The sequence below is a fragment of the Pseudoroseomonas cervicalis genome (assembly GCF_030818485.1).
Lineage (GTDB): Bacteria > Pseudomonadota > Alphaproteobacteria > Acetobacterales > Acetobacteraceae > Pseudoroseomonas > Pseudoroseomonas cervicalis_A.
Window position 1 is genome coordinate 3,043,769 of the sequence record NZ_JAUTAJ010000004.1, and the last position, 25,798, is coordinate 3,069,566.

A 25,798-nucleotide genomic window follows, 5' to 3' on the forward strand; every position below is an offset into this window, starting at 1 on the left:
CTCTCCAGACCCCTCCGCCGGGGGGACAGGGTCCCCCCGGACCCCGCCATCCGTTACCAGGGGCGGGGGGCGGCCGTGCCAGGCATGTCGGGGTCGGTGGGGAACATCAGCGTCTCCACCGGCTCGTTCAGCGCGCGGCGATGCAGCCGCTCCACCGCGCCGCGCACCGCCACATCCAGCCCGGGGCGGTTGTAGTAGACGCCGCGGATATGCAGGCTGTGCGCGATGCAGCGCAGGAAGCCCTCGCGCAGCGCCTTGTCGGGCGGTGTCGCCTCGGTCCAGAAGCGGTCCAGCGTGCCGGGAAACACCAGCCCCGGAATCCGGTAGATCGCCTCGCCCAGCGCGAAGGTCGGCGTGTGGTCGATGATCGAGCGCAGCCCGACCGTGCTGTTCACCGTCACCGTGCCCTGCACCTGCTCGACGATGGCGCCCAGATTGCCGCCGCCGAGATAATGCACCCGGTCCGGCACCCCCGCCGCCGCGGCGATGGCGCGGGTGCGGCTGCGCCAGTCCTTCAGCCCGGGATCCAGCGGATGCACCTTCACCAGCAGCTGCGCATTGGGGGCCGCATGCGCGGCGAAGCTCTCCGCCACCTCGCGCAGCGCGGTGTCGAGATCGGGATATTTGGAATAGGCGCGGATGGAGAAATCGCTCTCCATCTGCATCGCCATCAGGAACAGCGGCCCGGTGCCGGAGAGCCGCTGCAGGATGGCATCCGCCCGCCGGTTGTCGCGCTTGCGCTGCAGCAGCCGCCGCCCCACGCCGAGATAATAGGCCACCGGATTCTGCAGCAGGTGGCTGCGGTAATGCGGGAAGGGCCAGGGCATCAGGCTGGCCAGGTGATACAGCATGTCCCACCGGGCCTGGCGGTTGAAATTGTCGCGGTTGCGCACGATCAGGTCCGGCGGCGGCAGCTGCGCGCCGGTGCGGATGATCGTCTCCGGGTCGCGGGTGAAGCGGCTGGCGGCGTTCATCCCGTCCCGCTCCAGCACGATCCAGTCGGGCCGGATATAGCCGAAATCGGTCGCCGCCACGCTGATGCCGCGCGCATGCGCCGCCGCGATGGCGATCTTGTGGTAGTCGCGCTGCTCGCCCAGCAGCACCAGGTCGGTGATGCCGTGGCGGTCAAGGAAGGCCGCGATGAAGGCCGGCCACTCCGCCTCCGTGCCGCGGAAATCCACCGCGCCGGGGCCGCGCCAGAACAGCTTGTCGCCGAGGTTCAGGTTGATGCGGTGCACCGTGTGGCCGAGCGCCCGCAGCCCGGCGCCCACCTCGTCGAAGAACGGCGTGATCGGCCCCTGCAGGAACAGGAAACATCGCGGGGCCGGGGCGGCGGGATCGGGCATCAGCGCGGGGCGTTCTCGTCTGGCGAAAGGGCGGGCAGCATCTATCCGACCGGCGCGACCAGGGCCGCGCCGAGATCGGACCAGCCGACCAGGCGCGCCCCCCGCCGCGCCGCCTTCCGCAATGCCCCGGCGGAGGGAAAGGGGCAATAGGGGCCGGGCTCGTCCTGCGGCCGGCCGGGCGCGGGACCGGTGCCGTTTTCCAGCGCCCGCAGCACATCCTCGGCCAGCACCGCGCCCTCCGCATGCAGGGCGCGGGCGGCGGTGGCGGCGCTGGTGCCGGGCGGCAGCGCCAGGGCGCGCTGCGCCAGCACCGCGCCGGCATCGATGCGCGGGACCATGCGGTGCACGGTCACGCCGAAGGCGGGCGGGCTTTCCTGCATCGCCCAGAAGCTCGGCACCGGGCCGCGATGAAGCGGCAGCAGGGAAGGGTGGATGTTGATGCCGCCGCCCGGCACCCGCGCCAGCGTCTCCGCCGAGAGGATCTGGTCGAAATGGAAGGAGACGATCAGCTCCACCCCCGCCGCCGCCAGCGCCGCCGCGAATTCCGCGCCATTGACGTCCTCCACCGCCAGCATCGGCACGCCATGGCGGCGGGCCAGGCCGCTCAGCGCCCCGCGGCCGAGCGCGCGTCGCGCATCGCCCAGCAGCTGCGGCAGGCCGTATTGCGTCATCAGGAAGGGCAGGAAGCGCGGGCCGGAGCGCCGCCAATGCGCCGCCAGCTGCCCCGCCATGCCGCCCGTGGCCGGGCGGTAGGGCAGGGAGCGGCCAATCAGCGCCAGCCGCCCGGCCTCGGCCTGGGCACGGGCGAAGCCCAGCACCGGCGCCGCGCTCAGCGCGCTTTCCAGCGTCAGCAGGGCGATGCGCAGCTTCCGGGCCGGTCCGGCGCCCATGGCCTCGGCGGGCATGCTCCTGCCGGGGTCAGCCAAGCCCGGGCAGGCTTTCGACCCGGCCGACACTGGCCACCGCCTCGGTGACCGCCTCGGCGGTGCGGTCGAGATCCGCCTCGCTATGTTGGGAGGAGACGAAGAAGCGCAGCCGCGCCGACTGCTCCGGCACCGCCGGGAACATCACCGTCTGCGCCGCGACGCCACGCTCCAGCAGCGCCGCCGCCACCTTGGCGGTGCGGAGAGAGGAGCCCAGGATCACCGGCACGATGGCCGAGCCGATGCTGGCGCCGGTGTCGAAGCCGCGCGCCCGCAGCCGGTCGCGCAAGCCCGTGCCATTGGCCTGCAGCCGCGCCACCCGCTCCGGCTCGGCCAGCAGGATGCGCAGCGATTCCAGCGCCGCCGCCGCCAGCGGCGGCGCCAGCCCGACGGAATAGACCGAGCCGGGCACGGTGTGGCGCAGCCAGTCGATGACATCGGCCCGCGCCGCGATATAGCCGCCACAGGCCGAGAGCGTCTTGGACAGCGTGCCCATCCACAGATCGACCCCGGCCGGGTCCACCCCTTGCGCCTCGGCGACGCCGCGCCCGGTCGGGCCGATGACGCCGACGCCATGCGCCTCGTCCACCATCAGCCAGGCATCGTGGCGGCGGGCGATGTCGATGCAGGCGGCGAGGTCGGGGACATCGCCATCCATGCTGTAATGCCCCTCGACCAGCAGCAGCGCCCGCGCCTGGGAGGGCGGGGCGGCGCGGCGCGCCGCGGCCATCTCCTTCGCCGCCGCCGCCATGTCATTGTGCGCGAAGGGCAGGCGGCGGGCGCCGGAGAGGCGGATGCCCTCGGTGCAGGAATTGTGGATCGCCGAATCATGCACCACCAGGTCGCGCGGGCCCATCAGATGGCCGATGGTGCTGACATTGGTGGCGTGGCCGGAGACGAAGGTCAGCGCCGCCTCGGCCCCGTGCAGCGCCGCCAGCTCGCGCTCCAGCGCCAGATGCAGGTCGCGCTCGCCCGAGGTGATGCGCGAGCCGGAGGGCGAGATGCCGTAGCGGTCGATGGCCGCCTTCGCCGCCGCCTGCACCCGCGGATCGCCGTTCAGGCCGAGATAGTTGTAGCTGGCGAAGTTGATGACCGGCCGCCCGCCGATGGCGCTGTGCGCCGCCGCCAGCCCGTCATGCGCGCGGAACAGCGGGCTTTCCAGGTCGAGCGATTCCATCGCCGTCTTCAGCAGGGCGTAGTCGCGCATGCCGGGCAGCGTGGTGAAGTCGCGGGCGCTGCCGGCATCGGGGCGCGGCGCCTCGGCCGTGCGCCGCTTGGACAGGCGGGCCAGCAGGGCCAGCCGCGCCGTGGTCGATAGGCCACCACTCATCCGCAGGAACCGCCTTCCAGAAGACGAGGGGCCGGGAAGTCGCCCTTCCCGGCCCCCCTTCGGTTTTCTAACCGCTCCATGACGCAGCTTCCAGGCTCCGCCAAGCCCCCGCGGCCGCGGCTCACGGGATTGCGCGCCCGGGGCGCGGCACCCGTTCCGGGCCGCCGCATCCGCCCCGGGCGAGCCGCCCGCCTATTCGGCGGCGGGGGCAGGCTGCGGCGCCTCGCTCGGCTCGAACTGCTCGACCAGCTGGGCGATCGCCTCCTCCGGCCGCTGGCCGGCCAGGCCATCGGCCAGGCGCCGGGCCAGCAGCTCGATGGTCAGCTCCTCGGTCACGCTGGCCAGCGGCACGGTCATGCCCAGACGCTGCTCCAGCGCGCCGCGCAGCTCCAGCCCGCCCAGGCTGTCGAGGCCGAGCCCGGCCACCGGCGCGTCCGGCGGCACCGCCTCGGGCGGCAGGCGCAGGATGCGGGCGATCTCCTCCTGCACCACCTGGCGGAGCAGGGCGCGCTGCGCCTCGGCCGGCAGGGCGAGCAGATGCGCGCGCAGATCGCCGCCCTCGGCCACCGCGGCACCGCCGCGCACCGTGGCGTAGAGCGGCTCCTCCAGGATCGGCAGCACCCGGCTGGCCTCGCGCCAGCCGACCCGCGCGATGCCCAGCACCGGCGCGCCGCTGTCCAGCATGGCGGGCAGGGCGGAGAGCGCCTCGGCCGCCGCCATCGCCTCGGTGCCCAGGCGCCGGGCCAGGGTCTCGGCGGTCGCCGCATTGCCGGCCAGCACGCCGGCATCGGCGATCGGGCCCCAGCCCACCGCCAGCGCCGGCAGGCCCTGGCCGCGCCGGCGGCGGGCGATCGCCTCCAGCGCCATGTTGGCGGCGACGTAATTGGCCTGGCCCGGATTGCCCATCGCCGTGGTGGCCGAGGAGAACAGCAGGAACAGCGCGACCGGGTCGCGCCGCGTCAGCCGGTCCAGATTCTCCGCCGCCAGCAGCTTCGGCGCCAGCACCGCGGCATAGCGGCCGGCATCCAGCGAGGCCGCCGCGCCATCGTCGAAGGCGGCCGCCGCATGCACCACGCCGACCAGCGGCTGGCCCTCGGCGCGGATCGCGGACAGCGCCGCCTCCAGCGCCGCGGCGTCGGTGGCGTCCGCCGCATGCACGGTGGCGCGGGCGCCGAGCGCGGCCAGCGTCGTCACCGCGGCCTCCGCCCCCGGCGCCGTGCCGCCGCGGCGCGACAGCAGGGCCAGATGGGTGGCGCCGCGCGCCGCCAGCCATTTGGCGCATTCGAAGCCGAAGCCCTGGGTGCCGCCGACCACCAGGATGGTGCCGGCGGGCGGCGCCCAGGCGCCGGCGGCGCCGGGCTCGGCGGCGGGCGGCGCCAGCACCAGCTTGCCGATATGGTGGCTGGCCTGCAGCGTGCGGAAGGCGCCCTCCACCTCCGCCGCCTGGTAGCGGGCGAAGGGCAGGGCATGCAGCTCGCCCCGCTCCAGCCGCGCCGCGATGTCGGAGAGCAGCTCCTGCGCCAGCTCCGGCCGCGCCTTGGGCAGCTGGTCCACATCCACCCCGTAATAGGTGAGGTTGTGACGATAGGGGCGAAGGCCGACGCGCCGGTTCTCGAAGAAGTCGCGCTTGCCGAGCTCGACGAAGCGGCCGAAGGGCTTCACCAGCCCCAGGCTGCGCTCCATCGCGTCGCCGGCCAGCGAGTTCAGCACCACATCGACCCCCTCGGGCCAGGCGGCGCGCAGCTGGTCGGCGAAGCCGGGGTCGCGGCTGTCCAGCACCAGCTCGGCGCCGGCGGCGCGCAGGAAGGCGCGCTTGGCCGGGCTGCCGGCGGTGGCGGCGACGCGGGCGCCGAGGCCGCGCGCCACCTGCAGCGCCGCCAGCCCCACCGCGCCGGCGCCGCCATGGATCAGCACCGTCTCGCCGGGCCGCAGCCGGGCGCAATTCTCCAGCGCGTAGACGGCGGTCAGGAAGGCGACCGGCACGGTGGCGGCGGCCGAGAAGTCGAGGCCGCGCGGCAGCCGCGCGATCGCCGAGCCATGCGTGCGCACCCGGCTGGCCAGCGCCGCGGGGGCGAAGCCGAAGACGCGGTCGCCGGTGGCAAAGCCGCTTTGCGGCCCGGCCTTCTCGACCACGCCGGCCATCTCCATGCCCAGCGTCGGCCCGGCGAAGCCGAGCAGCAGCGCCTCCTCCGGCAGCAGGCCCTGCGCCCACATCAGGTCGCGGAAATTCAGCCCCGCCGCCTCGACGCGCACGATCACCTCGCCGCTGCCGGGTGGCGGCAGGTCCAGCGCCTCCCAGCCCAGGCTGCCGAGCTGGCCGGGCTGGCGCGCCACCAGCCGGGCCGGGCCGCGCGGCGTGGCCGACAGCCCGCCCTGGCGCAGCCTTGGCGCCAGCCGCGCCATCGGCGTCAGGGTCATCTCGGGCTCGGGGCCGGACAGCTCGGCCAGCAGGCGGGAGGCCGCCTGTTCCGGCGCCAGCCCGGCGCCGAGGGCGATGCGGCGCGGCTTCAGCTCCGGCATCTCATTGGCCAGCACGCGGGCCAGGCCGAGCAGCGCCGCCGCCTCCGGCACCGTGGCGGAATCGGCGGTGACCAGGGCAAGGCCGCGGGCGCGGCCGCGCGCCGCCTCGGCCAGGGCGGTCAGGCGCGCCAGGGTGGCGGCCAGCGCGCCGGTGGTCGGCATGGCCAGGGCCAGCACCTGCCGCCCGGCGAAGGCCTCCGGCGCCAGGCTGGCGGCCTCCTCCAGCGTCAGCAGCCGGGCCTCGGCGCCGCCGCGCTGCCAGGCGGCCTGCAGCGCCGCCGCCAGCGGGGCGCTGCCGGCATCGGCCAGCAGCAGCGCCGGGGCGCCGGGGGCCGCCGGCGGGGTGGCGGCCAGGGCAGAGGCAGAGGCAGAGGCAGAGGCAGAGGCAGAGGCAGAGGCGGGGGCCTCGGCCGGCGCGGCCTCGCGCCCGGCCAGGATCAGCAGGGCCGGCCAGGGCGCGGCCTGCAGCGGGGCCAGCTGGGGGCGCGGCCAGCCGGCGGCGGCGCAGGCGGCCTCCCAGCCGGCCTGGTCGGGCAGCGGCGCCTCGCCGCCCTCCCACCAGGCGGGGTCCTGGCCGCAGGCGAAGCTCCAGGCGCGGCCGGGCAGCGGCTCGGCCAGCAGCAGCGTGGCGCCGGGGGCCAGCAGCGGCGCCAGCGCCGGCAGCAGCGCCGCGCCGCGCCGGGCGCGGGCGGCGGCCGCCAGGCCCACCACCAGATCGGCCTCCAGCGCCGGGGCGGCGCCGCTGCCGATCTCCCAGGGCTCATAGGCGAAGTCGATATTGCCGGCATGCGGCGGGATGGCGGCGGCGCGGGCATCGCCCGGCGCGCCGGTGGCGGTGTAGCGCACCATCAGCCCGCTCTCGCCCAGCGCCGTCAGCAAAGCGCGGGTCAGCGGCCCGCCCTGGGCGTTGACCTCCAGCACCCGCAGCGGGCGGTGGCGCGGCCATTGCGCGGCCAGCGCCGCGACGCCGCGCGCCAGCACCTGGGCCAGCCGCTCATAGCCGGCCGAATCGGCGGGCAGCAGGGCGGGCTCGACCGGCTGGCCGGCCAGCGCCGCCGGCAGCCGCTCGGCGGCGAGCGCCAGCCAGGCCAGCTCATGCGCCAGGGAGGGCTGCTCGGCCAGCACGGCGCGCCAGATATCGGCGGCCTCCGGCAGTTCGCCGGGCGGCAGCAGCCGCCAGGCGCCGGCGGCGGGCTCGGCCAGCCCGTCCTCGGCGAGGGCGCGCAGCTGCGCCTGGGCATAGGGGGAGAGGCCGGCCAGCGGCAGCAGCGCCGCCTGGTCCGCCTTCGCGCCGCCCGGCGCACCGGCCTGGGCGCGCAGCGCGGCATGCGCGGCGGCCACCGTATGGCCCTCCAGCAGCAGCGCCGTCTCGGCGAGCTCGGCGGCGCCATCCTCGGCCAGGGCGGCGCGGCCGAGCAGCGCCAGGTCCAGCGCCGGCGGCGCGCCGGGCTGGCTGCCCTCGGCCTGGGCGGCGACATGGAACACCGCCTCCTCCACCGAGGGCCGCGGCGTCAGCCGGATGCGCTGCATCCAGCATTCCTCGAAGCGGGCGACCGGCTGGCCGCCGCCATCGCGCAGCATCACGCTGCATTCGCCGGAGCGCTCGCCCCGGTGCAGCAGGCGCAGCTCGGCGCTGACCGGCACCGGCGCGCCGCGCTTCAGCACGACGCGGCCGAAGCGCACCGGCACCACGGCGCGGCCATCCACCGCCTCGCCGGGGGAGAGCAGCTCGACCATGCCCTGCAGCGCGCCATCGCCGCGCACCGGATGCAGCAGGAAGCCCTCATCCGCCGGCACGCCCGGGGGGAGTGCCAGGCGCAGCGTGGCGGCGCGGCCATCGGCGGAGAGCCGCGCCTCCTGCACCACCGAGAAGGCCGGGCCGTAATCGAGCAGGAAGTTGCGCGCCTGGGCGCGCGTCGCCTCGCCGGGCACCAGCGGACCGTCGGCGGGGGGCGGCGGCGTGTCGGCCAGCGCCGCCAGCGTCGCCGGCGCCACCTGGCCGCGGGCATGCAGCGTCCAGCCCTCGCCCGACAGGCGCGGGCGGCTCTCCAGCCGGAAGAAGCCATCCGCGTCGAGCTGGCTGCGCGTCTCCCGCGCCCGCTCGGCCGAGAGCGGCAAAGCGCGCAGGATCTGCATGTCGCGCAGCTCCAGTGCCGGGGCGTCCGGGAAGGCCAGCGCACCGGCGGCGAGCGCCATCTCCAGCATGGCGGTGGCGGGCAGCACCGGCTCGCCACCCAGGCGGTGGTCGGCGAGCCAGGGCTCCAGCGCGGTGTCCAGCAGCCGGCCCCAGCGGCCGGGCTCGGCCCCCTGGCGGAAGCCCAGCAGCGGATGGTCGGCCACCGCATCGGTCAGCCGCACCGATTCGGCGCTGGGCGTGAACCAGTGGCGCTGCCGCTCGAAGGGCGTCAGCGGCAGGGCGCGGCGCTCGGCCGGGCCCTGCCAGGCCGGGCCGCCGCGCGGATCGGCGCCGGCGGCGTAGGCGCGGTCGGCCAGGCCGGGGAAGGGATCGCCCGCCCCGTCGCGCCGCGACAGGCTGGCCAGCACCGGCGCCTCGGCCTCGGCGGCGCGCAGGCTCTCGCGCAGATAGGATTGCAGCACGGGGTGCGGGCCGATCTCGATGAACAGCCGCGCCCCGGCATCGATGGCGGCCTGCACCGCCGCCTGGAAGCGCACCGGCGCGCGCAGATTCTGCCACCAGTATTCGGCATCCAGCGCCGCCCCCGGCAGCTTGGTGCCGGTGACCGAGGAGAGGAAGCCGAGCCGCCCGGCGCCGGGGGCGAAGCCCGCCAGCTCGGCCGCGAGGGCGCCGCGCACCGGGTCCATCGCCGCCGAGTGGAAGGCATAGTCGAGATCGAGCCTGACCGCCGCGGCGCGCCGTTCCTTCACCGCCGCCACCAGCTGGTCGATGGCCGCTTCCGGCCCGGCCACCGTGATGGCGCCGGGGGCGTTGTAGGCGGCGATCTCGGGGCGCCAGCCGGCCGCGTCGGCCGGGGCCGCCTCCAGCAGCGGCGCCGCCGCCTCCGCGCCGATGCCGAGCGCCGCCATGCGGCCGATGCCGCGCCGGCTGTGCTGGGCGCGGGAGCGGGCGACCACCAGCCGCACCGCCTGCGGCAGGGTCAGGATGCCGGCGGCATGCGCCGCCGCCACCTCGCCCACCGAATGGCCGAGGCAGAGATCGGGCCGGATGCCCTCCGCCGCCAGCGCCGCCAGGATGCCGAGCTGCACCAGGAAGAGCAGCGGCTGGGCGCGGTCGGTGCCGGCCAGATCCTCGGCCGTCACACCCTGCTTCAGCAGCGCCGCGCCGGACCAGCCGGTGAGCGGGCGCAGCAGCCCATCCGCCTCACGCACCGCGTTGCGGAAGGCGGCGTTGCGGTCCATCGCCTCGCGCGCCATGCCGGCGAATTGCGCGCCATTGCCGGAGAAGACGAAGGCGACATGGCCGGCGGCGCCGAGCTTGGCGCTGCCCTGGGTGACGCCCTCCGGCTTCTCTCCGGCCAGCCAGGATTCGAGCTGCGCCTGCAGCGCCTCCGCCCCCTCGCCGCGCAAAGCGAGGCGGTGGCTGTAGAGGTCGCGGTGGCGCGCGGCGCCGCGCAGCAGGGCGGGCGTGGCGCCGCGCTGGCCGAGCGTCGCGTGCCACTGCCCGGCCAGCTCGCGCAGCGCGGCGGCGGAGCGGGCGGAGAGCAGCAGCGGCGGCGCCGCGTTGCGCACCGCCTTGGGCGCCGGCGCGGCGGTGGCGGGGGCGCGGCCCAGCAGCAGCGAGGCATTGGTGCCGCCGAAGCCGAAGCTGTTGACGCCGGCCACCGCATCCGGGGCCAGGTCGAGGCTTTCCAGCGCCGTCGGCACGCGGATGTTCAGCCCGGCGAAGTCGATATTCGGGTTGGGGCTGTTGAAATGCAGGTTGGGCGGCAGCGCGCCGCGCTCCAGCACCAGCATCGCCTTGAACAGCCCGGCCATGCCGGAGGCGGGCTCCAGATGGCCGATATTGGTCTTCACCGAACCGACCGGCAGCGGCGCGGCGCGGCCTTGCGCGAGGGCGGTGCCGATCGCCCAGGTCTCGGCCGGGTCGCCGGCCTGGGTGCCGGTGCCATGCGCCTCGAAATAGGCCAGCCGCTCGCGCGTCACCCCGGCTTCCGCCATGACGCGGCCGAGCAGCGCCGCCTGCGCCTCGCGGTTGGGCAGCGACAGGCCGATGGTGCGGCCGGCCGCATTGGTGCCGCAGGCCAGGATGACGCCGCGGATGGCGTCGCCATCCGCCTGGGCCTGGGAGAGCGGCTTGAGCAGCACGACGCCCGCGCCCTCGCCGCGCACATAGCCGTCGGCGGCGGCGTCGAAGGCCTGGCAGCGGCCGCGGGCGGAGAGCATGCCGGCGCGGGAGAAGCCGGCGAAGGCGAAGGGCGAGAGCAGCAGCTGCACGCCGCCGACCAGCGCCGCCTCCACCTGCCCGGCGCGCAGCGCGGCGACCGCGGCGGCCAGCGCCACCAGCGAGGAGGAGCAGGCGGTGTCCACCGTCTGCCCCGGCCCGCGCAGGTCGAACACATTGGTCAGCCGGTTGGACAGGATCGACAGCGTGTTGCCGGTCATGAAGTAGCGGTCGGTGCCGGCGGAATCGCCCAGCCGCAGCTCGGCATGGTCGGTGGAGGAGCCGCCGATCCAGACGCCGACATTGCGGCCCGAAAGGCGGCTGGCCGGCCAGCCGGCATCCTCGATCGCCTCGGCCGCGACCTCCAGCAGCAGGCGCTGCTGCGGGTCCATCTCGGCCGCCTCGCGCGGGGAGAGGCCGAAGGCCGGCGCGTCGAAGCCGGTGATGTCGCCCAGATGCGCGGCGGCGAAGCTGTAGGAGCGGCCGGGCTCGCCCTTGCGCGGATGGTGGAAGGCGGCCTGGGTGAAACGCTCCTCCGGCAGGGTGGAGACCGCGTCGCCGCCGCTGGCCAGCAGCGTCCAGAACCGCTCGAGATCAGGCGCGCCGGGCAGGCGGCAGGCGGCGCCGACGATGGCGATGGGCTCCAGGGTGGCGCGGGCGCCGGCAGGCTTTCTGGCTCTGGTCATTCCACATGCTCAGCGCGCCGCCGGGGCAGCCCGCGCCTAAGGGTGAGTTTCGCGTGCGGTGGGGCGGGCCAGGGGGCCCGCGCCGGGGCTTTGGGGGCGCGGCCCGGGCCGGAATTCCGGCGCGGGCCACGCCGCGGCTCATGGCGCAGCGGCGCCGGGCCTCTCGACAGCGCGTCCCGCGCTGGGCCTCTGCACGGCGCGTCCCGCGCCGGGCTTTTGGGCAGCGCGTCCCGCGCGGGCGCTCATGGCACGGCTTGCGCCCGGGCGGCAACCACAGCGCTGGCGGCGACGCCCTGCTGGCCGGCCCAGCCGGGCTCGGCGGCGGGGCGGGGGCGGGCGCCGGCGGGCGCCGGCTGCGCCGCCGGGCGCGGCAGCGGCCGGACCACGCCGCGCTGCCGCCGCACCGGGTCGGTCACCTGCTGCAGCAGGCCATCCACCAGCTGGAAATGATCCGCCCAGGCCGGGGCCTGCCAGCCCTCCAGCCGCGCCATCTGCGCCGTGCGGGCCGGGCTGTCGGGGCTGGCATAGTCGAGCACCGCCTCGCGCCAGGCGGCGCCGTCCAGCGGGTCGAGATAGTCGGGCACCTCGCCGCCCACCTCGCGCAGCGCCGGCAGGTCGGAGCAGATGGCCGGCACGCCGGCGGCCAGCGCCTCGGCCAGCGGCAGGCCATAGCCCTCGGCGAAGGAGGGGAAGAGCAGCGCGCGGGCGCCCTGCAGCAGCTCGGCGACGCTGCGGTCGGGCAGCTGGCCGACCTCCTGCACCACCCCGTGCAGCGCCGTGCAGCGCTCCAGGATGTCGACGATGTTCTCGTTCTCCCAGCCGCGCTTGCCGATGATCAGCAGGCGCGGCGTGGCGGCGCCATGGGTGATCGCCATCTGCCGCCACAGATGCAGTAGCAGCAGGTGGTTCTTGCGCGGCTCGATGGTGCCGAGGGTGACGAAATAAGGATCCTCGCCGGAGGGCGCCTGGCGCGGCAGGGTGTCGATGCCGAGGGGGGCCACCAGCACCGGCGGCGGCGCGGCGCGGCCGCCCAGATGCGGCGCCAGCGCGTCGGCGGTGGCGGCGGAGTTGACGATGATGCCGTCCGCCAGCGCCGCCGTGGTGCCGATGCGGCGCAGATGCTTCTCCGCCTGGCCGGGCCGGGCATATTCCGGATGGGTGACCGGGATCAGGTCGTGGATCAGCGGCACGAAGGCGCAGCCGGCGCGGCGCAGCGCCTCGATCGGCGCGGCGCGGTCCAGCGCCTGGTGCGAGACCAGCAGATAGGCCAGGCGCCGGCCGCGCTGCAGCAGGCGCGTCATGTCGCCCCGGCCGAGGCCGAGCAGCAGCCGGCCGCGCCCCAGCGCGCCGAGCCGCGCGGCGCGGCGGAAGGCCGGGCCATTGGCCAGGCCGCTGCTCCAGGCCTCGGTCAGGTTCTCGACCAGCTCGGCCACCAGCTTGCGCGGCAGCAGGCCGAAGCCGCCATGCAGCTCCTGCCCGGCGAAGCTGCACTCCCCGCCCGGGGTGGCGAGGTAGTGGCGGGCATAGGCCAGCTCCACCCGGTCGATGCCGGACGGGGTCCGCTTCCGGCCGCATCCCAGCAGGCGGGACACGTCCAGGATCACATGCGGGCCGTCGGTCGCTTGGGCAGCGGGCATCATGGGTCCTCAGGAACGGCGTCACCGTTCTGGTGCGCCGGCGCGGCATCCTGGGCGGAGGATATGCTGCGTCTGCGAACAGAACCTGTCACGATTTTGTGGACCGCTTAACCCTTCGTCAATCTAAATTCTGAGAATTCCCCCTCTGCCTGCTATCGGTCAAGGTTGAACTTTTAGTAAAGATCTTATCAATCAACGCGTTAGGCTGGGACTTGGCCGGGTTCCTTTCCGAACGGTTTACTCCTGCTCGGGACGGATCTGGTTCGCCGAGGCGCCATTGATTAAGGCTTCCTGCATGGTCTCGGCGCTCTTGCGGCGGATGTCCTGATAGGCGTGCGGCGTGTGGAAGGCGCTGTGCGGCGTCACGATCAGCCGCCCCGTCAGCCAGGATTCGCGGGCGCGATAGGCCGCCAGCAGCGGCGGCACCGGCTCGGAAGGCGGCTCCACCGGCAGCACGTCGAGCCCCGCCCCGGCCAGATGGCCGTCGCGCAGGCAGCGCTCCAGCGCATCCAGATCGAGGATCGGCCCGCGCGCCGTGTTCACCACCACCGCCCCCGGGCGCAGCCGGCGCAGCGCCGCCTCGTCCAGCAGACCCGTGGTGGCCCGCGTCAGCGGCGTGTGGATGGAGAGGGTGTCGGTGCCCTCCAGCAGCGACTCCAGGCTGCGGGCGCGGCCGATGCCCAGCGCCCGCTCCACCCCGTTCGGCAGGAAGGGGTCGTAGAAGCGCACCCGGAAGCCGAAGGCCTTGGCGCGCAGCGCCACCGCCGTGCCGATGCGGCCCAGCCCGATGATGCCGAAATCCTGCTCCTCCAGCCGCTGCACCAGCGGGGTCTCCACCTGCCGCCAGGGGGCGGGCGGGTCCTGGCGCTGCAGATCGTGGTGCAGGGCGATGCCGCGCCGGAGCGCCAGCGCCAGCGCCACCGCATGGTCGGCCACCTCGGCGGTGCCGTAATCGGGGATGTTGCAGACCATCACGCCGCGCTCGGCCAGCGCCGCGCGGTCCAGCCGGTCATAGCCCACCCCCATGCGCACCACGACCTTCAGCTTCGGGAAGCGCGCCAGGTCGGCCGCGCTCATCCAGTGGCGGAAGACGAACAGCCCATCCGCCTCGGCGCAGAGCGCATCCGGCAGCTCGTGCAGCCCGCCCGGCGCGCCGCCGCGGACCAGCCGCGCCTGGCCGGCGAAGATCTCCTCCTCCAGCGCGGTGTCGGGATAGAGGCCTTCCGGCTCGAGCACGGTCAGCATTCCGGGCGTCTCCTTGGATCGATTCCTTGCGCCCGAGGATGCGGGGCCGGGGTTGGGGGCGCAAGCCGCCCCGCCTATGCTCGGCCCACCATCACGGGGCGGCAGGCATGAGCATGCGGAAGATCCTGATCACCGGCGCATCCAGCGGCATCGGCGCGGCGACCGCCCGGGCGCTCGCCGGGCCCGGCGTGGCGCTGGCGCTGCACGCCCGCAACAACCGCGAGGGCGCCGAGCGCAGCGCCGCGGCCGTGCGCGAGGCGGGCGCCGAGGCCCATGTGCTGCTGGCCGACCTGACCGAGCCCGCCGCGCCGGGGCGGCTGGTGGAGCAGGCGGCCGCCGCCCTGGGCGGGCTCGACGTGCTGGTCTCCAATGCCGGCTTCGCCGACCGCACCCCGGTGGCGGCGCTGGCGGACGAGGCCTTCACCCGCAGCCAGGACGCCATCCTGGGCGCGCTGTTCCGCCTGGCCCGCGCCGCCGGGCCGATCCTGGCCGCCGGCGAGGCGCCGCGCCTGGTCGCCGTCTCCTCCTTCGTGGCGCATAATTTCCGCACCGACAGCACCGTCTTCCCGGCCTCGGCCACCGCCAAGGCGGGGGTGGAGGCGCTGGTCAAGGCGTTGGCCATCGAATGGGCGCCGAAGGTGACGGTGAACGCCGTGGTGCCCGGCTACACCCAGAAGGATGCCGGTGCCCATGCCGCGCTGGACGCCAAGGCCTGGGAGGCGGTGATCGCCCGCATCCCGCTGCGCCGCCTGGGCCTGCCGGCGGATGTGGCGGCGGCGATCGCCTTCCTGGCCTCCGACCGCGCCGGCTACATCACCGGCCAGTGCCTGCATGTCGATGGCGGCGTGGTGATCTGACCTCCGGCGCCGGGCCGCCTGGCCGGGCCGCCTGACTCGGCCGCTTGACCCGGCCCTTGACCTGGCCCCTGGGGCACGCCCGAAAAGCCGGCGGGTCCACCGCCAGGAGAGCCCCGATGGGTGCCCAGCAGATTCCTCCACGGCCGCGCGGCGCGATCGGCGCCGCCGCGGCGTCGCGCCAGCTCGGCCTCTCGGCCAAGGCGCTGCGGCTCTATGAGCAGCGCGGCTTGCTGCGGCCGCCGCGCAGCGCCGCCGGCTGGCGCGCCTATGGCCCGGCCGAGCTGCGGCGCGCCGCCGAGATCGCCACGCTGCGCCGGCTGGGCTTCAGCCTGGCCCAGGTGGCGCGGCTGCTGCGCGGCGACCCCGCCGGGCTGGCGCCGGCGCTGGAGGCGCATCAGGCGGCGCTGGAACAGCAGCTGCAGGCGCTGCTCGGCACCCTGGCCGAGCTGCGCGGCCGGCGCGCCGCCCTGGCCGGGGGGCAGCTGCCCTCGGCCGCCGAGCTGGCGCGGCTGCTGGCGCCGCCGGCGCATCCCGGGGTGGCGCTGGACCTGCCCTGGCCCTGGGGCGGGGAGCGCTTCGCCCTGCCGGCGCTGCGGCCGCTGACCCACATCACCGGGCCGCTCGGCAGCGGCAAGACGCGGCTGGCCCGGGCCCTGGCGGCGGCGCTGCCGGGTGCCCGCTTCCTCGGCCCGGAGCGCGCCGCGGCGGGGCAGGCCGGGCTGCGCGTGGCGCTGGCGCAGGATCCGGCGCTGGCCGCGCGGGCGGAGGCGCTGCTGGCAACCCTGCGCGCCGATGGCGCCACCGAGTCGGCCGCGCTGCTGGCGCTGCTCCTGGCCCTGGCGGAGGAGAGCCAGGCGCCGCTGGTCATCGACATGCTGGAGCAGGGGCTGGACCGGGCGACGCAGGAGGCGCTGATCGCCCTGCTGCGCCGACGCGGCCCGGCGGCGCGGCCGCTGCTGTTCCTGACCCGCTCCACCGCCATCCTCGACCTCGATTCGGTGGGGGAGGCCGAGAGCATCCTGTTCTGCCCCGCCAACCACGCCCCGCCCTTCCTGGTCGCCCCGCATCCCGGCGCGCCGGGGCATGAGGCGCTGTGCTCCTGCCTGGCCGCGCCGGAGGTGCGGGCGCGCAGCGAGGGGATGCTGGCCTGGCGGCCCGCGGCGGGCGGCTAGGGCCGGGCGGTTCGCGGCGGCGGCGGGGCCGCGGCAGGCATCCGCCGCATCGCCCCGCGCCGGCGGAAGTCCGGCCGGCTAGCGGATGCGCTCGCGCAGCGTGGCCATGCGCCGGGTCAGCTCATCGATCTCGGCGTGGTTGCGCGGCTCGGGGAAGGCCTGGGCCACCCAGCCGGGGATCTGCCGCGCCTCCTGCTGCAGGGCGCGGCCGGCCTCGGTGAGCTGGATGCGGACCTGCCGCTCATCCTGCGGGTCGCGGGCGCGGCTCACCAGCCCGGCGGCCTCCAGCCGCTTCAGCAGCGGTGTCAGGGTGGAGCTGTCCAGGAACAGCTTCTCGCCGATGCTGCCGACGGTGCGGCTGTCCTGCTCCCACAGCACGACCATGACAAGATACTGGGGATAGGTCAGGCCGAGCCGGTCGAGGAAGGGCTTGTAGGCGCGCTGGATGGCGTGGGCGGTGGAGTGGATCGCGAAGCAGAGCATGCGGTCCAGCCCCTGGTCGTTCTCCGGCATGGAAGCCTCCCGGTCTGGAAGGCGGTATTTTAGATCGCGCGCGATGGTATCGCCCAACACAAAACGCGGGGCAGCCATGCAAGGATATATATCGTGCAAGATTGAGTATCGCGATAAATGTCCTGCACCGGCACAGAGCCGAACACACACCACACCGAACTCCAGAAAGGGATCCTCCCATGTCCAGCTTCCGCATCGCCGCCGCCGCCCTCCTGGCCCTGTCCGCCGCCGCGGCGCCGGCCTTCGCCCTCTCCGCCGGCGAGGCCGCCGCCCCCGACAGCCGCTTCGCCAGCGGCATCGCGGTGACCCAGGGCCAGCCCGGCGCCGGCCGCCCCGGCCATTCCGCCTCCTCGGCCACGGGCAACCCCTTCGGCCATGGCATCGCGGTCAGCCGCAGCCAGGAGAATGGGCTGGAGAACAGCCTCGCCGTCGCCAACAACGCCTCGGCCCAGGACAGCAGCCGCGGCAACGCCGCGCTGGGCGGCACCCGCATGGCGGCCCGCTGATCGCACCACATCCCTGAACAGGGAGACCGCGGCCGGCCGTGCCATCACGGCCGGCCGCTGCGCGTTCCGGGCGGCGCCCTAGCGCAGCTGGCCCAGCGCCACCAGGTCCTGGCGCAGCCGCTCCGCATCCGGCAGCGGCGCCTCGATCGCCGCGTGATGCGCCCGCCAGATCGGGAAGGCGCGGGCGAGCAGGGCGCGGCCCTCGGGCAGCAGCGCCAGGCGGCGGCTGCGGCGATCCTCCGGATCGGGCCGCACCTCCACCAGGCCGCGCCGCTGCAGTGGCTTCAGCGCCGCGGTCAGGGTGGTGCGGTCCATCGCCAGCAGCGCGGCGACCGGGCCCATCGGCGGCGGCTCCGGCCGGTTCAGCGCCATCAGCAGGGAGAATTGCCCGCTGGTCAGCCCCAGCGGGCGCAGCGCCGCGTCGAAATGCCGCGCCAAGGCGCGGGCGGCGCGCTGTGCGTGCAGGCACAGGCAGGCATCCCGTACCAGGATCGTGAACTCATAGGGCAGGGCGTCGGGCGGCGCGGGCTTTGACACGGCCATGGATATGTTGATACCAACCTAACAACGCAAGAGGGAGGACACCATGGACCAGGGGCTCGACATTCCGAAGCCGCCGAGTCCGGCGCTGGCCACGCGCGAGCAATGGCGGCGCGCCTGGCGCGTGCTGCTGGAGCAGGAAAAGGCCCTGACCCGGGCGCGCGACCAGGTGAACGCCGCCCGCCGCGCCCTGCCCTGGGTGCGGGTGGAGCGCGAGTTCCGCTTCGCCACGCCGGAGGGGGAGCGCGATCTGGCGCAGCTCTTCGGCGGGCTGCCGCAGCTGATCGTCTATCATTTCATGCTGGCGCCGGGCTGGGGCGAGGGCTGCACCGGCTGCTCCTTCCTGGCCGACCATCTGGACGGCACGCTGCCGCATCTGCAGGCCGCCGGCACGCGGCTGGTCGTCACCTCCCGCGCGCCGCTGGCCGAGATCGAGGCCTATCGCCGCCGCATGGGCTGGCGCTTCCCCTGGGTGTCGGAAGGGGAGAACGGCTTCGGCGCCGAGTTCGGCGTGCACCTGCCGCTGGCGGCGCAGCGCGATGGCAGCGCCCGCTACAATGACGCGCCGCTCTCCGACCCGATGGGCGGGCTCGAGGATCTGCACGGCCTCAGCGTCTTCGCCCGCACCGCCGATGGCGCGGTCTGCCACACCTATTCCTGCTACGCGCGCGGGCCGGAGGAGCTGCTCGGCACCTTCATGCTGCTCGACCGCACCCCGTCGGGCCGCGCCGAGCAGGGCATCATGAGCTGGGTGCGCCGCCACGACGAATACGCCGGACCCGCCGCGCCGGCGGCCGGCTGCTGCGGCTGAACGCCGCGCATCATCACCGGGAGGACTGAAAGAAATGCAGGTCGAACAACGGGCGGAGCATCGCTGGCTGATGCGGCTGCTGGGCGAATGGGACAGCACCGGGCAATGCACCGCCGGCCCCGACACCTCGGAGATGCGCGGGCGGGAGAGCGTGCGCGCCCTGGGCGAGGTCTGGGTGCTGTGCGAGGGCGAGGGCGAGATGCCCGGCGGCGGCCAGGCGCAGATGCTGATGACCCTGGGCTACGACCCGGCGCAGGGCTGTTTCCTCGGCACCTTCACCGGGTCGATGATGACGCATCTCTGGACCTATCGCGGCCAGCTGCAGGGCGACACGCTGGTGCTGGACACCGAGGGGCCGGATTTCCAGGGCGGCACCGCCCGCTACCAGGACATCATCCGGCTGGAGGGCGACGACACCCGCCACATGACCTCGCGCATGGCGCTGCCGGATGGCAGCTGGCAGGAGGTGATGCGCTCGACCTTCCGCCGCCGCGGCGCCTGACGGCTCAGCGTGACCCCGGCGCCCGATCCGGCGCCGCATGCAGGGCCTGCGCCAGCAGGGCGCGCAGCCGGGCGGGCGGCGCGCCCCACAGCGCCAGCAGCGCCGCATAGGGGTCGCCCTCCAGGCCGAGCACGCTGGCGAAGGCGGGCTCGGTCTTCATCCCGCGCTGGCGCGCCGCCCGCACCGCCCGGCGCAGCTTCGTGCCGCCCAGCGCCAGCAGCCGCCGCTCCACCACGAAATGCCGCCAGCCGGCCTGCTCGGCCACCGGCTGGGCGGCGCCGAAGATCTCGAACTCCCAGCCCTCGGCCCGGAAGCGGGCCAGCACCGGCCGCGGCGCGCCGCGCCACTGCCACAGGGCGAAGCCGCGCTCGGCGCCGAATTCCCGCCAGAGATGGCGCGCGAAAGCCGCCGGATCCGGCGCGTGGCAGAGCAGGTCGAGATCGCTGGCGGGCGTCGCCAGCCGCAGCGGCGGCGTGCCCGCCACATGCGGGTCGAACCCCGCCAGGCGGCGCAGCGCGAAGCTGCGGCGCAGCGCCGCGCGCCAATCCGGGCGCGGCCCGGCCGGGAAGGGCAGGGCGGCGTCAGTCAAGGCGGATATCGGCTTCCCGCACCAGGGTCGCCATGCTCTCCCGCCCCTCGCGCACGAAGCGGGCGAAGTCGGAGGGGCTGCTGCCCACCGGCACGGCGGCCAGCTGCGCCAGCCGCGCCTGCACCTCGGGCTCGGCCAGCGACTCCTTCAGCGCGCCGTGCAGCCGCTCCACCAGCGGCGCCGGCAGCCCCGCCGGGCCGAACAGCGCCGCCCATTCGGAGAGCGTCAGGCCGGGCAGCCCGGCCTCGGCGAAGGTCGGCACATCGGGCTGCACGGCGACGCGCTGCTCGGCGGCAATGGCCAGGAAGCGGGCACGGCCCGAGGCCACCACCGGCCCGGCCGAGAGCGCGGTGATGAAGGCGGCGTCCAGATTGCCGCCGGCCAGGTCGCGCGCCGCGTCGGCGCCGCCGCGATAGGGCACGTGCTGCAGGTTGATGCCGGCCAGGCGCTGCAGCTGCACCACCGCCAGATGCCCGGCCGTGGCATTGCCCTGGGTGCCGATGTTCAGCCGCCCGGGCTGCTGCTTGGCCATGGCAATGAAGCCGGCCAGGTCGCGCGCCGGGGACTCCGCCTTCACCGCCAGCACCTGCGGAAAGGTCGTCACCAGCGAGATCGGCGTGAAGGCGGTGGCGTAATCGAAGGGCAGGCCGCGCAGCAGCGCCGGGTTCACCAGATGGGAGGAGGCATCCCACAGCAGCGTCTGCCCGTCCGGCGCCGCCTGCGCCACGGCACCGCCGCCGACGCTGCCGCTGGCGCCGGTGCGGTTCTCCACCACGATGGTCTGGCCCAGCCGCTCGCCCATGCGCGGCGCCAGGGTGCGCGCCGCGCTGTCGGCGGCGCCGCCGGCGGCGAAAGGCACGATCAGCCGGATCACCCGCGGCTGCGCCAGGGCCAGGCCGGGCAGCAGCAGGGCAGGGGCGGCAAGCAGGGTACGGCGCAGCATGGTTGTTCCTCCCGGGAAGCTTTGCCGTCTTTCCTGCCAGAAAGTGCTGCGCCTGGGGAGGCTTTGCCTCCCCAAGGGAGATGTCACCTGGGGAGGCTTTGCCTCCCCAGACCCCTCCACCGGGGGGACAGGGTCCCCCCGGACCCCGCCGACTGTTCGCGGGGTCCGGGGTGGCCGTGCCACCCCGGCGGGGTCCAGGGGCAGCGCCCCTGGCCCTCACCCCACCAGCGTGGGCAGCACCTCGCCGCTCGTGCCATCGGCGATGCCGAGATCCGTCACATGCGGCCCGGCATTGCAGGCCAGCGTCGCGCCGACGATCGCCTTGAACACCCGGTAGGGCGGCTGCCACTGGGTCAGCCCGTCGGCGGCCGCGCGCAGCGCCGCGAATTGCGCGGCGACCTCCGCGGCCGGCGCGTCGGAGAGCAGGCCGCAGACCGGCAGCGGCAGCAGCGCCCGCACGGCGCCATCCTGCGCCACCGCCATGCCGCCGCCGCAGCCGATCAGCGCATTGGCGGCCAGCGCCATGTCGCCCGGCGCATGGCCGAAGATGCAGAGATTGTGGCTGTCATGCGCGACCGTGGTCGCCAGCGCGCCCTGCCACGCGCCCCAGCCCTCCAGCACGCCGAGGCTGGGCGTCGCCGGCGCCCGGCCATGCCGGTGCAGCACGGCGAGCATCGTGGCCTCCGGCGGCAGCACCGCATATCCGTCCCGCACCGGCACGCTGATCTCCCCCCAGCGGGTGAAGCGTGGCTGGGAGACGGTGCGCAGCCGCGCCGTGGCGCCGGGGGCGGCGATGCGGAAATCGCCCTCCGCGACGGCGCCGAGCCGCATCGTGTCGCGCAGCCCGGGCGGGGTCGCGCCGGGCAGCGGTGCCAGCAGCCGACCCTCCTCGGCCAGATGCGCGCCGGAGACGAAGACCTGCTCCACCGCCAGCGCCTCGAGATCGGACAGCACCAGCAGGTCGGCCCGCCGCCCCGGCGCCAGCAGGCCGAGATCGGCGCGGCCGATGCGCTGCGCGGCGTTCAGCGTGGCGCAGCGCAGCGCCTCCAGCGCCGGCATGCCGTAGCGCACCAGCCGGCGCAGCAGGTCGATCATGCCGCCCCGCGCCACCAGATCGTCGGGGAAGACGTCGTCGGTGCAGAGCGTCAGCGTCTGCGGCCAGCGCGGCAGCGTGGCCAGCGCCGCGACGCACTCCGGCAGCAGGTGGTCATGGCTGCCGCGCAGCTCGATGGCGAGGCCGGCGCGCAGCTTCTCCAGCAGATCCTCGCCCGAGACGATCTCATGGTCGGAGGAGATGCCGGCGGCGACGAAGCCCTGCAACTCGGGCCCCGCCAGGCTGCGCGCATGGCCGCAGACCAGCTTGCCGCTGGCCAGCCCCGCGGCCACGATGCCGGCCATGCGCGGGCTGCGCTCCAGCACGCCGCGCATGTCCATCACCTCGGCGACGCCGGCGATCTCCGGCCAGGCCAGCATCTCTTCCAGTTCGGCGGGGCCGAAATCGGCGCCGGCGCGCTCCAGCCCCGGGGCGGAGGGCACGCAGGAAGGGGCCAGCACCAGCACGCGGAGCGGCAGGCCGCGCGAGGCCTCGATCGCCCAGCGCACCCCGTCCAGCCCGGCGACATTGCCCAGCTCATGCGGGTCCCAGCACACCGTGGTGGTGCCCTGGGGCAGCACCGTCTCGGCGTAGCGGCGCGGCGTCACCATCGAGCTTTCGACATGCATATGCGTGTCGATCAGCCCCGGCGCCAGGATGCGGCCGGGCCAGCGATGGATCGTGGCGGCGTCGGCCCGGCTGCCCGGCGCGTGGACGCTGGCGATCAGCGGGCCGACCAGGCCGAGATCGGCCTCGCGCAGCTCGCCCGTGGCCATGTCGGCCACGCGCGCGCCGGTGATCAGCACATCGAAAGGGGCGAGGCCGCGCGCCGCGCGCACCGCGCGGTCGCGCAGGGCGGGGTCGTGCAGGTCAGCGTCGGGCGGCGTGGGCGGCATGGGCGGCGGCTCCGGGGGGCACCAACGAAAACAGGCTGCCCGTCACCGGGCAGCCTGTCGAACTGGTGGAGCCAATCGGAATCGAACCGACGACCTCTTGAATGCCATTCAAGCGCTCTCCCAACTGAGCTATGGCCCCTCAGGGAAGTGAGGCGGGCGTATAGCGGCGGGCTGGCGGCGGCGCAAGCGGCGGTTTCGGCGGGATGAAGCAGTGCGGCCTGGCGGGGCTGCGGCTTGCGGGGGCCACAAATGAAAACAGGCTGTCCGTTACCGGACAGCCTGTCGAACTGGTGGAGCCAATCGGAATCGAACCGACGACCTCTTGAATGCCATTCAACCCAGGGGAGCCTTACCGGGCCGCATGGTGCCGCACCGAGCTTCCGAAGCTGCGGAAAAACCTCACTTCTGGTGAGATGATTCCCGGACCGAGTTAGACCGGGCCGTTTCTGCATGGTTGCGTCTTGGTTGCACATCCGGATATGCAACTAACCAGAGGCACCGATGCCGAAGCGAGCATCACCAGCCGGGCGGCCGAGACCTCGCCCCTCGGCCTCATGTGGGATCGAGAGGTGCCAGATTTCGGCCTCCGCACCCTAAGCAGCGGCGCGCGAAATTGGCTTTTCAAGTATCGCGTCCTGGACGGCCGCCAGCACTGGCACTGGATTGGCACCTTCCCCGCCATGACGGTGGACAACGCGCGGAAGGTGGCACGCAACCTGCGGACGGCGGTGGACGGGGGCAAAGACCCGTCGCAAGAGCGCGCTGCGGAGCGTGAGGCCGCACGCGCGGCGCGTTAGCGCCATCCGCCTCGTCGCTGGTCCGCCCTGCCGGCCCCTGAGCGCTCTGAGGGAGTGACGTTTGCCTGCCCCCCGGCACCCCCTATTCCCCCACCCCCGGATGCGAGCGTGCGTCCTTTTGTGCCCCCCGCGCACGGAGAACATAATTATTTCTACGATCGTATCCGACTATAGAGAATGCGCTCGCGGGCATCTCACCTAGACTCTTATTGCTCTGACTGTGCATGGCCGCCGTAGCAAGAGCAGGCAGTGCACTCTGATGCCGCGCGACGATGAAGACGAAGCGTAAGACTGCGTCGCTGAATCGCTGCCGTCCGGCCCCCCCCGTGGCCTCACCTGTTATGCTGTAGCAGGCGGGCGTTAAGCGGAGAGGTACAGTGTTAGGGTGGCGGCTGGGCCTACAGGCAACCGCCACCCCAACACTGACGTCAATCAGCCGACCCTGTTGTCAGGCATCGACATCAACCAGCCGAGAGGCTGCGATGCTACCGCCGCTACGCTTGGCCTCGGCCAGCTCGAACTGGAGCTTGGCCAAAGCCTTGCGCTTCGGCAGTCCCAGCTTCCATCGGATCATATCGCCCAGGTGCCGCTGGATGTCGTTGTGCTTCGCGCCAAAGCGCATGACCTGGTTCGTTTCGTCAAAGTTGCCCAGGTCAAGGTTGAAGCCCGCCTCCTCCGGCGTGATTGCGTCCTTCAGGCCGGCACAGTGGAGCTCTCGCTCCTCCGGGCTTAGCGCGAAGTATCGCCACATCGGGTTGGTGTGCGAGAAGTCGATCTTCCCGCGCTCAATGGCCGAGAAAAGCCGCTCGAGATGCGCCGGCTCCTCGTCGCGCCCATAGCCGAAGTCGTAGGCCAGCTTTGCCAGCGCCTTCAGCACAACAGGCTGGGCCGCGACGGTGTGCTTCTTCGCTCCAGGCTCGCCCCAGTAGGGGATCTGCCCGATGGCGCCCCAGAACCGGCACCCATACTCCTCCTTCGCGCTGATATCGTTCGGCGAGGCGCCGTTGATTGTCGTCTTGTTCAGGAAGAGCTGCGCGTTGATGGCAATGAGATCCTTGCGGGAGATCACGCCTTCGTCTTTATGCCAGTCGTGCGGATTGTCCGTATCGACAACCTTCGCCTTGAGGATGTCATTCCCGAGCAGCCGCTCCTTGATGAAGCGGTTGACCGGGTTCGAGTTGTCGAACTCGTAAACGAGGCTGCTCTCCACGGTCTTCGCCAGGTTGTTCAGATCGTGGAAGAGCTGGCGCTCCTGCTCGAAATTCAGGCCAAGGTGCGTCTCGACCACCACCGAGCAGTCGGTGCGGGCAATCTCGAATGCGTACGACCAGACCTGCACCTCCTCCGGCGTTGGTTCGCGCTTGGGGTCGTCGGCCGGCACGTAGAGGGCAGGCTTACGTGGGTACTTGCCGTTGATTGTGACCGCCTTCAGGAACTCGAAGATGAGGTGCATCGCGAAGCGGCGGTGCTGCCCGTCGATGATCCACAGCACGTGCTTGTCCGAAAGGTAGACCGTGATGGTTCCGCCGTTGCGGACGAAGCGCAGGCCCTCGCCTCCCGGCTTGCAGGTACGGATGTTGGCCACGATCGGCTGCATCGAGATGTAGGGCTGCGTGCCGAGACTCTTCTGGATGGCAAGCAGCGTGGCCGGCACTGGGCGGCCTGTCCGCTCCAGCTTGCGCCGCGCAGCGTCGATCAGCCCCTTCAAGATGAAGATCGCGAGCTTCTTCGCGTGCCCCTCGTCCAGGCGACGCTGGGCGACGGACAGCTCGCGATACGAAGGCACCGCCTCCAGGTTGGCCCGATTGGCTACCTCAGAGATCTCGTAGAAGGTCGCCATCGGCACGCTGACGACCAGCGTGCGGTTGCCCATATTGGCCCCCACCAGCACGTTGAATGGGCGTCCGGAATGGTCCCCCTCGGTCAACAGGTCATCAAGGCTGTTAGTGACAACCTGATCCTGGCTGCCTATATCATCGGGATACACAGCTAGCTCCTTTCCGCCCTTAGGCGGGATTGGGTTGTGGCCCGCGCAGCCGGTGGTTCCCCAACCGCTCCCGGCCGCGCGGATTAGCTGGCGAAGGGCCTGCCCCCCAAAGGGGGCAGGCCGTCAGCCTCTCCTACCGATGTTGTGCCAAGACATGCTCCTCCTTTCCGCCCTAGGCGTGATTGGGTTGTGGCCGTGCACGCCTTGGTTCCCCAACCGCTCTGGCGTCCACGGGCGAAACATGCGACGAGCCGCCCAGGCGGTCAAGCGTAATGAAGCCAGGTCACCCGAAAAAATGACCTGGCGGTTTGAAGATGATGCCAGGCCCCTCATGGTGTGGTGTTCAGGGTGCAGTGCCTCATCGCATTAAATTTGAGTCCGTGACGACAGGTGAAAGACTGCCGCCCAACGGTCCTGCTATCGCGCCGCCTGAACGTTCCGCTGCGCAGCGCTAATACATATCGGTGGCGGAAGCCCTAGTGCCGGACTGTGAGGGGCCACGAGCGTGAGGCTGGGCCTATCACCCAGCGCTCCTAGCGTTTGGC

General features: G+C 73.7%; 18 protein-coding genes and 1 tRNA gene. 6 read left to right on the top strand and 13 right to left on the bottom strand.

Translation table 11 applies throughout. The features are described 5' to 3' along the window. Window positions 1-53: 53 nt before the first annotated feature. From QE401_RS18175 to QE401_RS18200, 6 genes are all read right to left on the bottom strand, one after another. Window positions 54-1,346, bottom strand: coding sequence for a capsule biosynthesis protein (locus QE401_RS18175; protein ID WP_307139539.1), 1,293 nt, complete (start codon window positions 1,344-1,346; stop codon window positions 54-56). 41 nt (window positions 1,347-1,387) lie between these two features. After that, the gene (locus QE401_RS18180; protein ID WP_307139540.1) at window positions 1,388-2,251 is read right to left on the bottom strand and encodes a formyltransferase family protein; all 864 of its coding nucleotides are present in this window, start codon (window positions 2,249-2,251) and stop codon (window positions 1,388-1,390) included. Window positions 2,252-2,264: 13 nt separating this feature from the next. Further along, window positions 2,265-3,599, bottom strand: a complete 1,335-nt coding sequence (locus QE401_RS18185; protein WP_307139541.1) for an aminotransferase class I/II-fold pyridoxal phosphate-dependent enzyme — start codon at window positions 3,597-3,599, stop codon at window positions 2,265-2,267. 192 nt (window positions 3,600-3,791) lie between these two features. Continuing rightward, window positions 3,792-11,165, bottom strand: coding sequence for an SDR family NAD(P)-dependent oxidoreductase (locus QE401_RS18190; protein ID WP_307139542.1), 7,374 nt, complete (start codon window positions 11,163-11,165; stop codon window positions 3,792-3,794). Window positions 11,166-11,407: 242 nt separating this feature from the next. Further along, window positions 11,408-12,802, bottom strand: coding sequence for a glycosyltransferase family 4 protein (locus QE401_RS18195; RefSeq protein ID WP_307139543.1), 1,395 nt, complete (start codon window positions 12,800-12,802; stop codon window positions 11,408-11,410). A 237-nt stretch (window positions 12,803-13,039) separates the two neighbouring features. Continuing rightward, window positions 13,040-14,047, bottom strand: a complete 1,008-nt coding sequence (locus tag QE401_RS18200; RefSeq protein ID WP_307139544.1) for a C-terminal binding protein — start codon at window positions 14,045-14,047, stop codon at window positions 13,040-13,042. 107 nt (window positions 14,048-14,154) lie between these two features. Between QE401_RS18200 and QE401_RS18205 the strand changes: the two genes are divergently transcribed. Both QE401_RS18205 and QE401_RS18210 read left to right on the top strand, forming a co-directional pair. Continuing rightward, complete coding sequence (locus QE401_RS18205; protein WP_307139545.1) at window positions 14,155-14,904, top strand: SDR family NAD(P)-dependent oxidoreductase; 750 nt, start codon at window positions 14,155-14,157, stop codon at window positions 14,902-14,904. A 116-nt stretch (window positions 14,905-15,020) separates the two neighbouring features. Beyond that, window positions 15,021-16,076 carry a MerR family transcriptional regulator gene (locus tag QE401_RS18210; protein WP_307139546.1) on the top strand — a complete coding sequence of 352 codons (1,056 nt, stop codon included), beginning with the start codon at window positions 15,021-15,023 and terminating at the stop codon, window positions 16,074-16,076. Between the two features lie 78 nt (window positions 16,077-16,154). On the opposite strand, the gene QE401_RS18215 is transcribed toward QE401_RS18210, so the two are convergent. Further along, window positions 16,155-16,589 carry a MarR family winged helix-turn-helix transcriptional regulator gene (locus tag QE401_RS18215; protein ID WP_307139547.1) on the bottom strand — a complete coding sequence of 145 codons (435 nt, stop codon included), beginning with the start codon at window positions 16,587-16,589 and terminating at the stop codon, window positions 16,155-16,157. A 179-nt stretch (window positions 16,590-16,768) separates the two neighbouring features. Here QE401_RS18215 and QE401_RS18220 point away from each other — a divergent pair, with 179 nt between their 5' ends. Then, window positions 16,769-17,095, top strand: a complete 327-nt coding sequence (locus tag QE401_RS18220; protein ID WP_307139548.1) for a hypothetical protein — start codon at window positions 16,769-16,771, stop codon at window positions 17,093-17,095. A gap of 78 nt (window positions 17,096-17,173) precedes the next feature. On the opposite strand, the gene QE401_RS18225 is transcribed toward QE401_RS18220, so the two are convergent. Beyond that, on the bottom strand, window positions 17,174-17,638 hold the full coding sequence (locus QE401_RS18225) for a MarR family winged helix-turn-helix transcriptional regulator (protein ID WP_307139549.1): 465 nt from the start codon (window positions 17,636-17,638) through the stop codon (window positions 17,174-17,176). 43 nt (window positions 17,639-17,681) lie between these two features. On the opposite strand from QE401_RS18225, the gene QE401_RS18230 reads away from it, so the two are divergent. Beyond that, a complete protein-coding gene (locus QE401_RS18230) occupies window positions 17,682-18,446 on the top strand; it encodes a DUF899 domain-containing protein (RefSeq protein ID WP_307139550.1) in 765 nt (254 codons plus the stop codon). Window positions 18,447-18,480: 34 nt separating this feature from the next. Continuing rightward, a complete protein-coding gene (locus QE401_RS18235) occupies window positions 18,481-18,948 on the top strand; it encodes a DUF1579 domain-containing protein (protein WP_307139551.1) in 468 nt (155 codons plus the stop codon). Window positions 18,949-18,952: 4 nt separating this feature from the next. On the opposite strand, the gene QE401_RS18240 is transcribed toward QE401_RS18235, so the two are convergent. From QE401_RS18240 to QE401_RS18255, 4 genes are all read right to left on the bottom strand, one after another. Continuing rightward, window positions 18,953-19,537 (bottom strand): DUF4269 domain-containing protein, encoded by a 585-nt coding sequence (locus QE401_RS18240; protein ID WP_307139552.1) that lies wholly within the window; start codon window positions 19,535-19,537, stop codon window positions 18,953-18,955. Continuing rightward, window positions 19,530-20,480 (bottom strand): Bug family tripartite tricarboxylate transporter substrate binding protein, encoded by a 951-nt coding sequence (locus tag QE401_RS18245; RefSeq protein WP_307139553.1) that lies wholly within the window; start codon window positions 20,478-20,480, stop codon window positions 19,530-19,532. The genes QE401_RS18240 and QE401_RS18245 overlap by 8 nt, the downstream gene beginning before the upstream one ends. 216 nt (window positions 20,481-20,696) lie before the next feature. Further along, window positions 20,697-22,469, bottom strand: a complete 1,773-nt coding sequence (locus tag QE401_RS18250) for an adenine deaminase (protein WP_307139554.1) — start codon at window positions 22,467-22,469, stop codon at window positions 20,697-20,699. 63 nt (window positions 22,470-22,532) lie between these two features. Further along, a tRNA-Ala gene (locus tag QE401_RS18255) sits at window positions 22,533-22,608 on the bottom strand. Window positions 22,609-23,023: 415 nt separating this feature from the next. Between QE401_RS18255 and QE401_RS23005 the strand changes: the two genes are divergently transcribed. Continuing rightward, the gene (locus QE401_RS23005) at window positions 23,024-23,266 is read left to right on the top strand and encodes an Arm DNA-binding domain-containing protein (RefSeq protein ID WP_373461485.1); all 243 of its coding nucleotides are present in this window, start codon (window positions 23,024-23,026) and stop codon (window positions 23,264-23,266) included. 448 nt (window positions 23,267-23,714) lie between these two features. Here QE401_RS23005 and QE401_RS18260 read toward each other — a convergent pair whose 3' ends face one another. Next, window positions 23,715-25,253, bottom strand: a complete 1,539-nt coding sequence (locus QE401_RS18260) for a DNA sulfur modification protein DndB (RefSeq protein WP_307139555.1) — start codon at window positions 25,251-25,253, stop codon at window positions 23,715-23,717. Window positions 25,254-25,798: the final 545 nt, after the last annotated feature.